We start from the raw sequence: 12,107 nt of genomic DNA, 5'->3' as shown, positions 1-12,107 counted from the left end.
CGGCTCACGAAACGCCCAGCTGGCCGGACAGGACCATGACAGCGGCCCCGCGCAGCACGATGTCGTCCTGGGCGGTCAGCCGGATGGCGACGTCGTCGAACACGCCCTCCAGGGTGCGCTCGGTGAGCGTGCGGGTCGCCGCGTCGATGAGCGTTCCTGCGAGCAGGTCGGCGGGACCGGACAATACGATCTCGGAGAGGTCGAGCGCGGCGACGATCGGTGCGATCGCGACGCCGAGCCGCGTTCCGGCCTCGCGCAGGACCTGCTCCTCGGACGTCGGATCCTCGGCGATGCGCGCGCGCAGCCGGGATGCACTCAGCCACGCCTCGAGGCACCCGTCCTTGCCGCATGCACAGCGCGGCCCGCCGTCGGTGCCGACGACGACATGGCCGATCTCGCCGGCCGCGAAGCGGCTGCCCACGAGCGGCTGGCTGTCCGAGATGAGCCCCGCGCCCACGCCGCGGCCGATCTTGATCAGCAGCATGTCGGGGCGCGCCTGGCCGAACGTGTACTCCGCGAGCACCGCGGCGTTCGCGTCGTTGCGCACCAGCACGGGGAGGTCGAGGGCCGCGCTGAGCAGGCGCTCCAAGGGGAAGTCGACCCAGTCCAGGTTGGGCGAGTTCAGCACCATCCCATCGGGGCGGACGATGCCGGGGGCACCGACGCCGATGCCGAGCACCGGCGCGGTGGACAGCCCGACGAGCTCCTCCGCGAGAGAGCGCACCGCCTCATAGGCGGCCGTGCCGCCGTTCGGACGCGGCACCTCGCGCCGCTCGAGCACCACGCCGTCCAGGCTGATGAGCGCGCCCTCGAACACGCCGGGGCCGGACAGGTCGAGGCCCACGATGCGATGTCCGTCGCGATCGATGTCGATGAGGATGGGCGGCTTGCCCGGACCGGTCGTCTCGCGGATGCCCTTCTCCACGACGATGCCGTCATGGATGAACTCGCCGACGAGGTCCGAGATCGTCACACGGGTGAGACCGGTCTCCCGGGAGAGGTCGGCGCGGCTCATCGCACCCGAGTGGTACAGCGTCTGCAGCACCAGCGCGCGGTTGTGCCCGCGCGCATGCTCCGGAAGCACCTTGGTGCTCGTGCGCAGCTTGCGCGCCGACCCGAAGCGGTGCGGGCTGGAGTCGCCGCTCTCCGCGTTCATCGGCTGACGCTGCTCATCCGTGGGACCATGTTTGTTAGTACACCTTACGAACGGAGTGAAAATCAAGCCCGGTCACGCGCGGCGCGATGCGGGGTTATCCGAACGTTACCGGATCCGGGCCGACGCTCCGCATGTTTCCCGCGCGCGGCGCCGGACAGCAGACTCCCCCGACCACCGATCCGGGCCGCACCCGCCCGTCCATGTGCTTCCGTTGCCGTTTTGTGATATGGCATCCCGTATCCTTGAAAGACTGACAACGCTCAAGGGCAAGGGGGGTGTGCACGTGACGGATCTGGTAACAGCGGCGGGGGCTCCGACAGAGGAGAACTCGATCGTCGACGGCACGGACGCGACCACGGAGGCCGCGACCGGAGACGGCGCCGGTGACCGCCACGCGGAGTGGGCGCCCTCCGAGGACGCTCCGCGCAAGAAGCGCCACATCGGACGATGGGTCGGCATCGGCCTCGGCGTGCTCGCGCTGGGCCTCGGCGCCGCGTCGACGATCCTCATCGCCCCCGGCACCGCGATCGCGGGTGTGCAGGTCGGCGGCATGACCCCCGGCGCCGCTGCGGAGGCCGTCAGCAACCACCTCGGCGCCATGCAGGTCACGCTGACCGGCGACGGTGGCGGCAAGCACGTCACCGGATCCGACCTGGGCGTGCACATCGACGCGACGAAGCTCGCCGACAAGGCCTTCGCCGACCATCCGATGTGGAACATCACCAGCTGGATGTCGGCGCCCATCGCCGGCACCATCACCCTCGACGACCGCGCCGCCGAGCACGCGCTGCGCGCGCAGGTCCCCACGGTCTACCAGGACGCCACCGACGCCACGGTCGCGTTCCACGGCACCGGCTACGCGGCGACACCCGCGAAGGACGGATCCGGCATCGACCTCAAGGCCCTCACCGCGGCGATCACCGCGGCGGCCGAGAAGGGGCAGAGCTCCCTCGCCTTCGAGGCGAAGGCCGCACCGGTCGCGCCGGCCATCAGCGACAAGACCGCTGCCGCCACGGTCGCTCAGCTCAACACCATGCTCTCCGCGATCGGCTTCTACGTCGGCACCGAGCGCACGGTCCCCGTCGATGCGGCGACCGCCGCCGGCTGGATCACCCTCACGCCGGACAACGGCAAGCTCACGATCACCGCCGATCAGGCGGCCATCCAGAAGACCGTCGACACGCTCGCGCCGAAAGTCGACCGCGCACCGGTCAACGCCACGACCATCGTGAACTCGGCGGGCGAGACGCTCGACGACATCACGCCGGGCGTCACGGGCCGGCAGCTCGGCGATGTGTCGGGCACCGCGGCCGCGTTCGCCTCGCAGATCTCCAAGGGCAACGGCAGCTTCGCCCTGCCGGTCAAAGACACCCCGTTCGCCTCGACCTCGCTGCTGCGCAAGATCGACGTGAACCTCAGCACCGAGACGCTGACCGTCACCGAGAACGGCAACGTGGTCGACTCCTGGCTGATCTCCTCGGGCCGCGGCGACTTCGCGACCCACACCGGGTCCTATGCCGTGAACTGGAAGCTCGAGAGCCAGAACATGGGCAGGACCGACCTCACCCAGGCGCCGTTCTACTACCAGCCCGACGTGAAGTGGGTCATGTACTTCAACGGCGACGAGGCCCTGCACGGCGTGTACTGGCACGACAACTGGGGCACCCCGATGAGCCACGGCTGCGTCGGAATGCCGGAGTGGCGCGCCGAGTGGCTGTTCGACTGGAGCCCGCAGGGCACCGAGGTCAACGTCCACTACTGATCCGGATCCCGATCCCGCCTGCGAAGGGGCCCGTCGCATCGTGCGGCGGGCCCCTTCGCGTGCCCCGGAGTGCGGTCTGCGCACCCGCCAGGGGGATCGACGAAGGGGGCGGGCGCCGCGGCGCCCGCCCCCTTCGTCGATCCGGTCAGTTCAGGCCGTCGATGACTGCGTTCAGCGTCGCCGAGGGACGCATGATCTTGGCCACGAGAGCACCGTCGGGACGGTAGTACCCGCCGATCTCCACGGCCTTGCCCTGCACCGCGGTGAGCTCGGAGACGATGCGCTCCTCGTCGGCGGCGAGCGCGGCGGCGACGGGGGCGAACACGGCGGCGAGCGCGGCGTCCTCGGTCTGCGCAGCCAGCTCCTGCGCCCAGTAGAGGGCCAGGTAGAAGTGGCTGCCGCGGTTGTCGATCGTGCCCAGGGCACGGCCCGGCGAGCGGTCGTTCTCGAGGAACGTGCCGGTCGCGGCGTCGAGCGTCTTCGCCAGGATCGCAGCCTTCGCGTTGCCGGTGCGGTCGGCGAAGTGCTCGAACGACGCGGCCAGGGCGAAGAACTCGCCCAGCGAGTCCCAGCGCAGGTAGTTCTCCTCGACGAGCTGCTGCACGTGCTTCGGGGCGGATCCGCCCGCGCCGGTCTCGAAGAGCCCGCCTCCGGCCAGGAGCGGCACGATCGACAGCATCTTCGCGCTGGTGCCGACCTCGAGGATCGGGAACAGGTCGGTGAGGTAATCGCGCAGCACGTTGCCGGTGACCGAGATGGTGTCCTCGCCCTTGCGCATGCGCGCGAGCGAGTAGCGGGTCGCGTCCTCGGGGGCGAGGATCTCGATCGTCAGGCCGTCGGTGTCGTGGTCCTTGAGGTACTCGGTCACCTTGGCGATCAGCGCGGCGTCGTGCGAGCGCGCGGGGTTGAGCCAGAAGACGGCCGGGGCGCCGGTCGCGCGGGCGCGGCTCACCGCGAGCTTCACCCAGTCGCGGACCGGGACGTCCTTGGTCTGCGTCGCACGCCAGATGTCGCCCGCGTGCACCTCGTGCTCGAGGACGACCTCGCCGGCCGCGTTCACGACCTGCACACGTCCGTCGGCGGCGATCTCGAAGGTCTTGTCGTGGCTGCCGTACTCCTCGGCCGCCTGAGCCATGAGGCCGACGTTCGGCACGGTGCCGATCGTGGCGGGGTCCAGCGGACCGTTCGCGATGACGTCCTCGATCGTGGCCTGGTACACGCCGGCGTAGGAGGAGTCGGGGATGACCGCGAGCGTGTCGTCCTCGCCGCCGTCCTTGCCCCACAGCTTGCCGCCGTTGCGGATCAGCGCGGGCATCGACGCGTCGACGATCACGTCGCTCGGCACGTGCAGGTTCGTGATGCCCTTGTCCGAGTTCACGTAGCTGAGACGCGGACCGTTCTCCATGGCGCGGAAGAAGGCCTCGGCGATCTCCTCGCCGCCCTCCAGGTCCGCGAGCCCGGCGAGGATGGATCCGAGGCCGTCGTTGGCGGTGAGGCCGGCCGCGGCCAGCTTGTCGCCGTACTGGGCGAACACGTCCTTGAAGTAGGCGCGCACGACGTGGCCGAAGATGATCGGGTCGGAGACTTTCATCATCGTGGCCTTGAGGTGCACGGAGTACAGCACGTCCTCCGCCTTCGCCTCGGCGAGGGTCTCTGCGAGGAAGGCGTCCAGCGCCGCCGCGTTCAGGAAGGTCGCGTCGACGATCTCCCCCGGCAGCACCTTGAGGTTCTCCTTGAGGACGGCGACCTGGCCGTCCGCGGAGACGTGCTGGATCGTCAGCACGTCATCGCCCGGCGAGACCCAGCTCTTCTCGTTCGCCTTGAAGTCGTCGTGCCCCAGGGTCGCGACATGGGTCTGCGAGCCCTCGGCGAACGCCTTGTTGCGGTGCGGGTGCTTCTTCGCGTAGTTCTTCACCGCGAGCGGCGCGCGGCGGTCGCTGTTGCCCTCGCGCAGCACCGGGTTCACCGCGGATCCCTTGATGCGGTCGTAGCGGGCGCGGACGTCCTTCTCCTCGACCGTGGTCGCGTCGTCCGGGTAGTCCGGGATGTCGAAGCCCTGCTGCTTCAGCTCGGCGATCGCCGCCTTGAGCTGCGGGATCGACGCCGAGATGTTCGGCAGCTTGATGATGTTCGCCTCGGGGGTGGTCGCAAGGCCCCCGAGCTCGGCGAGAGCGTCGCCCACGGCCTGGCCGGCGCTCAGGCGCTCGGGGAAGGCGGCGAGGATCCGGCCGGCGAGCGAGATGTCGCGGGTCTCGATGTCGACGCCCGCCTGGTGGGCGTAGGCCTGGACGATCGGCAGCAGAGAGGCCGTGGCCAGCGCCGGCGCCTCGTCCGTGTAGGTGTAGATGATGGCGTCGTCGGTCACCGGGGTCTCCGTTTCACGCAGGAAGGGGTTTCAGACAGCGACCTCGCGTGGATGCGCACGCGGTATCGCGCAGATTTATCTCGATACCAAGATACCTGCCCTTCGTCGATTCCCGAGCGCTCGCTTCCCCTTGCTCCGCTCGCCCTGGATCCGCCCGGGGGCCGTTCGCCCGCGGCGACTCCCCCGGCCAGGGGGAAGGTGAACTTCTCCCCACGTTTCGCCGCGCTCCGCCACGAGCGCCGTCCAGGGGTTAGCCTGGGGACCATGACGGAACTGCGACTGGTCGAACTGTCCGCGGCGACGATCGTCGCCGTCAACAATCTCTCCCTGAAGCCCGGGCAGGAGCAGTACCTCGCGCCCGTCTCCTACGGAATCGCCGCGACCGTCATGAACCCGCAGACCAGCTGGCAGCGGGTCGTGCTGGACGACGAGGAGGTCGTCGGCTTCGTCAGCGCCAACTTCGACCCCGATGCCCCCGAGGAGCATTTCCGCTCCGTGCTGTGGCGCATCAACGTCGACGCCGACGACCAGGGCCGCGGCGTGGGCCGGTTCGCCGTGCAGAGCCTGATCTCCGAGGCCCGCGCGCGCGGCTTCGGGCACCTGAATGTGATCTACGAGGCGGGCACCGGCGGTCCGGAGGCGTTCTTCCAGCGGGTCGGCTTCACGCCCGTCGGAGAGACGGAGTACGCCGAGGTGATCGCGGAGATCCGCTTCTGAGGTCCGGCACGCCCCACATCTGAGCACCGGGGCGCCCGCGACGCGCGTACGCTGTGATCGGCGGCGGGGTTTCGAATCCCCTCCCCCATCGAAGCCCCGTCGTCTTCTCCTCCCCGCGGAGCAGGCCCCGCCGGACTCGCCGCCCTGTGGTCCGGCGCGTGGAGCGCGCCGCAGGGTTCGCCGCGGTCGCGTCCGCAGGGTTCGCCGCGCGCCGCGGTCGCGTCCGCAGGACGTGTGCAACTCCGCAGGACGGATCCGCCCGATGCGTCCTGCAGATGTGAAGACATCCTGCAGAGCGCGCCGCGCCGCGTGCGCTCAGTCGCGCTCCTTGCGCTGCTTCTGGCCGCGCTCGCGCGCGTTCCACGCGGCGATGGCCGAGGCCGCCGCATCCGCCGCGCGGTCCAGGGCGTCGGCCGACATTGCGATCACCTGTTGAGCGGTGTCCTGCCAGCCCGTCGCGCGCGATGTGCGCTCGCGCTCGGGATCCCGGCCCTCGGCGCGGGCGTGCGCGTCGCGCTCAGCGGTGTCGAAGGCGCGCTCCAGCCGGGTCACCGCGTCGCGATAGGCGCCGAACTCGGCCGGGGCGATCCGGCGGGCGGGGTCGGGGCGGGTCTGCCGAGCCTCGTCCAGCGCGAGCAGGAACGCGGCGGTCGACGGATCGCCGGCGTCGCCGATGGTCGGGTAGGCGATGAGCTTCGCGGGATCCGTCTCGTAGGCCATCCAGCGCGTCACCACGGCGTCGTGGGCGGCGATCGCGCGCGGCAGCGGGCGCCGGTGCGGATCCGCGTTCAGCGCCAGATCCGCCCGTGCGGCCTCCAGCTGGGCGCGCCGGGCGCGCACCGACGCGGACGCCGCCTTCGCGCCGGCCTCGGCGTCGCGCAGCGCGCGGCGGGCATCGGACACCTCGACCGGATGAGCGGACCCTGCGGCTCGCCCCGCGACGCGGCCGGCGAGCTCCGCCCTGGCGACGCGCACCGCGACACGGGCCTCAGTAGCCGCCCGCTGCGCGGACTGCAGATCGAGGCGCGCGGCGTCGTAACCGAGCCGACGTCCTCCGGCGGCCGCACCGCGGCGAGCGCCGAGCACGATCACCGCACCCGCGCCGGCGATGACCGGCGCGATCCACCAGAGTTCCGCGGCGACCGCCCAGAAGGGATCCACGCCTCGAGCCTACCGATCACATTTCCACAGGGCATTTGCACTTCCACAGGACAGATCCTCCGGATCCATCCTGCAGAGTTGCGGCCCTCCTGCAAAACGCGGGGGGCATCGTCCTGCACAGATGAGGGTCGGCACCTCTTCCACCCTGATTCCGCGGATCGTCCCCCATGCTCTCCCGCCGCAGCCCAGGCTGTCGGCATGGACCTGCACACCTGGCTCTCTCTTCGCAGCGGCATCGGACATCGCGACGACGCCGCGGCGGCCGGCTTCTCCCCCGCCCGCGTGCGTGCCGCCATCCGCGGCGGCGCCGTGCAGCGCATCAGAGCCAAATGGATCGCGCTACACTCGGCCCCGATCGAACTGGTTCGTGCAGCGGCGGCCGGCGGTGCGCTCACCTGCGTGTCTCTGGCCCGACGACGAGAGTGGTGGGTGCCGCCCGACGACGACGGCACGCTGCATCTGCACCTGCCCCGGCATGAGTCGGTCCGGGACCGCGGCGTGCAGGCGCACTGGGCGAAGCCGCTGGGCCCCGACCGGCCACGGTCCCTGGAGGCGTCTGTCGAAGACGCGCTCTCGCACGCCGCCCAGTGCTTCCCCCTCGACCAGGCGACCGCGATCTGGGAGTCGGCGATCCGCGCCGAGGCCATCGCCCTCGAATCTCTTCGCCAGGTGACGTGGCGGAGCACCGCGGCCCGCCGCGTCGCCGAGCACACGCGCGGAGACACCGGGTCCTCGCTCGAGACGATCTTCCACGTGCGGCTGAGCGGCTGGGGCGTGCGACTTCGGTTCCAGGTGCACCTCGCCGGCCACGACGTGGACTTCCTGATCGGCACGCACCTCATCGTCCAGGTCGACGGATGGGCGCACCACTCGACATCGGCGGACCGCACGCGCGACATCGCGCATGATGCCGAACTGCGCCTGCGCGGCTACACCGTGCTCCGGTTCTCCTACAGGCAGATCATCTACGACTGGCAGAGCGTCGAGAGGATCCTCATCGCAGCCATCTGCCGCGGCGCCCATCTCGCCCCGGTGCGCGCATGAGCCCGTCTATGCGTGGAGCGGTCCCGTCCTCACGGAGAAAGGACGTCTGCACCTCTGCAGGAGGATCCATCCGGATCCGTCCTGCGGAGGTGCAGACGTCCTGCAGTGCTGCGGCGACTGAGTCCCTACACCAGCGTCTGCTGCCAGGCGGCGTGCAGCTGGGCGAACTTGCCCGTGCCGGCGATGAGGACGTCGGGGGCGTCGTCCTCGATGATGCGGCCGTGCTCCATGACGAGCACCCGGTCGGCGATCGCCACGGTCGACAGACGGTGCGCGATGATGATCGCGGTACGGTCCGCGAGCAGCGTCTGCAGCGCGTCCTGGATCAACCGCTCCGACGGGATGTCGAGCGATGCCGTCGCCTCGTCGAGGATCAGCACCGCCGGGTCGGCGAGGAAGGCGCGCGCGAACGAGATCAGCTGTCGCTGCCCCGCCGAGACGCGGCCGCCGCGCTTGTTCACGTCGGTGTCGTAGCCGTCAGGGAGCGAGTCGATGAACGCATCGGCGCCCACGGCCCTGGCCGCGGCCCGGATCTCCTCCATCGTCGCGTCGGGCTTGCCGAGCGCGATGTTGTCGGCGACCGTGCCGCTGAACAGGTACGCCTCCTGCGTGACCATGACGATCGCACGGCGGAGGTCCTTCGGGTGCAGATCGCGCAGATCCACCCCGTCGAGCGTCACCGCGCCGGCGGTCGGGTCGTAGAAGCGCGACACGAGCTTCGCCAGGGTCGACTTGCCCGCGCCGGTCGTGCCGACCAGGGCGATGGTCTGCCCCGCGGGGATGTCCAGGGAGAAGTCGGGCAGGATCACCCGGTCCTGGGCGTAGCCGAACTCGACCTCGTCGAAGCGCACGTGCCCCTTCGACTCCCAGAGATCGACCGCCTTGATCGGATCCGGAACGGTCGGGACCTCGTCGAGCACGCCCGACACCTTCTCCAGCGCCGCCGTGGCGGACTGGAAGGAGTTCAGGAACATCGCGATCTCCTGCATGGGCGCGAAGAAGTTGCGCACGTACAGCACCGCGGCCAGCAGGATGCCGACCCCGATGTCACCGCTCGCCATGCGGACGCCGCCCCACACCACGACCACGCCGAGGGTGAGCGCCGCGACCGCCATGAGCCCGGGCTCGAACGTGCCGAACAGCAGCATCGAGCGGCGGTTGACATCGCGGTAGTCGCCGGCGACCTCCTGGAACGACACGTCGTTGCGAGGCTCCTTGCGGAACGCCTTCACCGCGCGGATGCCGGTCATGGTCTCGACGAACTGCACGATGACCTTCGCGCTGATCACCCGCGACTCGCGGTAGACGAGCTGCGAGCGCTGATAGAACCAGCGCATCAGGTAGATCAGCGGGATGCCGGCGAGCACCAGGACGACGCCGGACTCCCAGTCCACGAGCACGAGCGCGATGAACGTGAAGAGACCGTAGAGAAGCCCGGACACGAGCTGGTTCAGGCCGCCGTCGAGCAGCTCCCGGATGGAGTCGAGGTCGCTGGTCTGGCGCGAGATGATCCGGCCCGAGGTGTAGCTCTCATGGAACTCGAGGCTCAGCCGCTGGGTGTGCAGGAACATGCGCTTGCGCAGGTCCAGCAGCACCGCCTGCGTGATGCGGGCGGTGAGCACGGCGTACCAGCCGATCAGCGCGGATCCGACGATGCCGACGACGAGGAACACGATCCCGACCATGATGGTCGGCATCCAGTCCGCGTGCTTCAGCACCGCGGGCAGCGCCGTGTTCAGGCCGTAGGCGACGAGCGCCGGACCGGCGACCTGCGCGGCCGTGGAGATCACCAGCACGAGGGCGGTGAGCGTGATCTGCACCTTGAGCGGCGCGATCAGGGATCCGAACAGCCGCAGCGAGCGGCGACGAATCGCCTTGCTCTCCTCGTTCGTGAGGTCGGAGCGGTCCTCGTCCTGGGTTCCGATGACGCTCATGCCTGCACCTCCTCGTTCTCGGCGTGGGTGTCTTTCGCCGCGCCGTCGGGTGACGGCGGTGTTCTGTGAACCGCTTCGGGAGCCGAGGCGGAGGCCCCGGAGGCGCCGGCGACCACGGGGATCGCCCCGGTGCGCGCGGCCTCCTCGGCCTCGAGGCTCGAGATCACGTGCCGGTAGTGCGCGCTCGTGCGCAACAGCTCCGAGTGCGCGCCCACGGCCGTCACCTTCCCGTTCTGCAGCAGCGCCACACGGTCGGCGAGGGCCACGGTCGACGGGCGGTGCGCGACGATGAGCGCCGTGGTCTCGGCGAGCACGTGGCGCAGCGCCTCCTCGACGAGCGCCTCGGTGTCGACGTCGAGCGCCGACAGCGGGTCGTCCAGCACGAGCACCTTGGGCTTGGCCGCCACGGCACGCGCGAGCGCGAGCCGCTGACGCTGGCCGCCGGAGAGGCTCAGCCCCTCCTCGCCGATCATCGTCTCGACGCCCTCGGGGAGCGTGTCGACGAAGCCGGCCTGTGCGACGTCGAGCGCCTCGCGGAGCACCTGCTCCGCCTCGGCGCTGTGCACGTCGAGATCGGCCCTGCCGAGCAGCACGTTCTCGCGCACGGTGGCCGAGAACAGCGTCGCGTCCTCGAACGCCATCGCGATGTGCGTGCGCAGCTCGGCCAGGGTCAGGTCGCGCACATCGACGCCGTCGAGCGTCACCCTTCCGCCGGTCACGTCGTACAGGCGCGTGGGGAGGGTCGTGAGCGTGGTCTTGCCGGATCCGGTGATGCCCACGAGTGCCATGGTCTCTCCGGGGCGCAGCACGAGATCGATGCCGTCGAGCAGGTCCCGCTCGTGCGGGCGGGCGTCCTGGTAGCGGAAGCGGGCGCCCTCGAACGCGAGCTCGCCGCGGGGCTCCGCAATGCTCACCGGGCTCTCCGGATCCGTGATCGTGTTCTGCTCGTCGTAGATCTCGAACACGCGATCGGTGGCCGTGCGCGCGTCGAGCATGAACGAGAACAGGAAGCCGATCGACTCGATCGGCCAGCGCAGCACGGTCGCCATCGCGAAGTAGGCGAACAGCTCCGGCGCGTTCAACGCGCCCTGCGCGATCAGCCAGATTCCGGCGACGAGGTTGAGCGCGAACGCGATCTCGGGCATGAGCACGAGCCAGAACCAGATCCAGCCGACGGAGCGGGCCTTGCTCAGCTCGGTCTCGCGCAGCGACTCGGCCTGGCGCGCGAACTTGACGAGCGCATGCTTGCCGCGCCCGAACGCTTTGAGCACGCGGATGCCGTGCACGCTCTCCTCGACGCTCGTGGCGAGGTCGCCGGCCTGGTCCTGGCTGCGCCTGGTGAGCACGCCGTAGCGCTTCTCGAACAGGAAGCCCGAGATCCACAGCGGCACCGCGGTGATGAGGAAGATCGTGCCGAGCAGCCAGTGCCAGCGGAACAGCAGGGCCGCACCGATCACGATCGTGAGCAGGTTGACGACCAGCAGCACGAGGCCGAACGCGAGCCAGCGGCGGATGAGACCGATGTCCTGCATCATGCGGCTCAGCAGCTGGCCCGACTGCCAGCGGTCGTGGAACGCGACCGGCAGGCGCTGCAGGCTCGAGTACAGCTGCGTGCGCATCCGGTACTCGACCTGCGTGGCGGGGTTGAGCACGAACTGCCGGCGCAGCCACACCATGAGCGCCTCGCCGAGGGCGAGCACGGTCACGGCGACGGCGCCCCAGATGATGGCGCCGATCTCGCCGGTCGCGATGGGGCCTTCCAGTACGACCTGCAGCAGCAGCGGGATGCACAGCGCGATCACGGCCGCGGCGAGCGCGGAGAGCCCGCCGCCGATGAGGCGACCGGCGACCGGCTTCACGAAGGGAGCCAGCCGTGCGAGCGCACGGGGCGTGGAGAGAGGGACGGTGGACGATGACGAGGATTCTTTAGGCATGATTCTCAGCAGTGACGTATCGCATCAGGGGATG

8 protein-coding genes are annotated in these 12,107 nt (G+C 70.1%); 3 read left to right on the top strand and 5 right to left on the bottom strand.

From position 1 onward, the window contains the following. Window positions 1-4 precede the first annotated feature (4 nt). Window positions 5-1,156, bottom strand: coding sequence for an ROK family transcriptional regulator (locus CQ044_RS06035; protein WP_105687630.1), 1,152 nt, complete (start codon window positions 1,154-1,156; stop codon window positions 5-7). A 283-nt stretch (window positions 1,157-1,439) separates the two neighbouring features. Here CQ044_RS06035 and CQ044_RS06030 point away from each other — a divergent pair, with 283 nt between their 5' ends. Then, the gene (locus CQ044_RS06030) at window positions 1,440-2,918 is read left to right on the top strand and encodes a L,D-transpeptidase family protein (RefSeq protein ID WP_181158194.1); all 1,479 of its coding nucleotides are present in this window, start codon (window positions 1,440-1,442) and stop codon (window positions 2,916-2,918) included. 145 nt (window positions 2,919-3,063) lie between these two features. Here CQ044_RS06030 and CQ044_RS06025 read toward each other — a convergent pair whose 3' ends face one another. Continuing rightward, on the bottom strand, window positions 3,064-5,283 hold the full coding sequence (locus CQ044_RS06025; RefSeq protein WP_105687628.1) for an NADP-dependent isocitrate dehydrogenase: 2,220 nt from the start codon (window positions 5,281-5,283) through the stop codon (window positions 3,064-3,066). A 264-nt stretch (window positions 5,284-5,547) separates the two neighbouring features. On the opposite strand from CQ044_RS06025, the gene CQ044_RS06020 reads away from it, so the two are divergent. Continuing rightward, entirely contained in the window at window positions 5,548-6,000 is a 453-nt protein-coding gene (locus tag CQ044_RS06020; RefSeq protein WP_105687627.1) for a GNAT family N-acetyltransferase, read from the top strand. Between the two features lie 315 nt (window positions 6,001-6,315). On the opposite strand, the gene CQ044_RS19510 is transcribed toward CQ044_RS06020, so the two are convergent. Continuing rightward, window positions 6,316-7,161, bottom strand: a complete 846-nt coding sequence (locus CQ044_RS19510; RefSeq protein WP_181158193.1) for a hypothetical protein — start codon at window positions 7,159-7,161, stop codon at window positions 6,316-6,318. Window positions 7,162-7,359: 198 nt separating this feature from the next. On the opposite strand from CQ044_RS19510, the gene CQ044_RS06005 reads away from it, so the two are divergent. Further along, entirely contained in the window at window positions 7,360-8,205 is an 846-nt protein-coding gene (locus CQ044_RS06005) for an endonuclease domain-containing protein (RefSeq protein ID WP_181158192.1), read from the top strand. Between the two features lie 125 nt (window positions 8,206-8,330). On the opposite strand, the gene CQ044_RS06000 is transcribed toward CQ044_RS06005, so the two are convergent. Together CQ044_RS06000 and CQ044_RS05995 are read right to left on the bottom strand one after the other, a co-directional pair. After that, on the bottom strand, window positions 8,331-10,139 hold the full coding sequence (locus tag CQ044_RS06000) for an ABC transporter ATP-binding protein (protein ID WP_105687620.1): 1,809 nt from the start codon (window positions 10,137-10,139) through the stop codon (window positions 8,331-8,333). Continuing rightward, window positions 10,136-12,073 carry an ABC transporter ATP-binding protein gene (locus CQ044_RS05995; protein WP_105687618.1) on the bottom strand — a complete coding sequence of 646 codons (1,938 nt, stop codon included), beginning with the start codon at window positions 12,071-12,073 and terminating at the stop codon, window positions 10,136-10,138. Before CQ044_RS05995 ends, CQ044_RS06000 begins: the two co-directional genes overlap by 4 nt. Window positions 12,074-12,107: the final 34 nt, after the last annotated feature.

Source organism: Microbacterium sp. MYb64 (assembly GCF_002979495.1).
Classification (GTDB): Bacteria; Actinomycetota; Actinomycetes; order Actinomycetales; family Microbacteriaceae; genus Microbacterium; species Microbacterium azadirachtae_A.
This window is presented reverse-complemented; position numbering and strand designations above follow the sequence as displayed.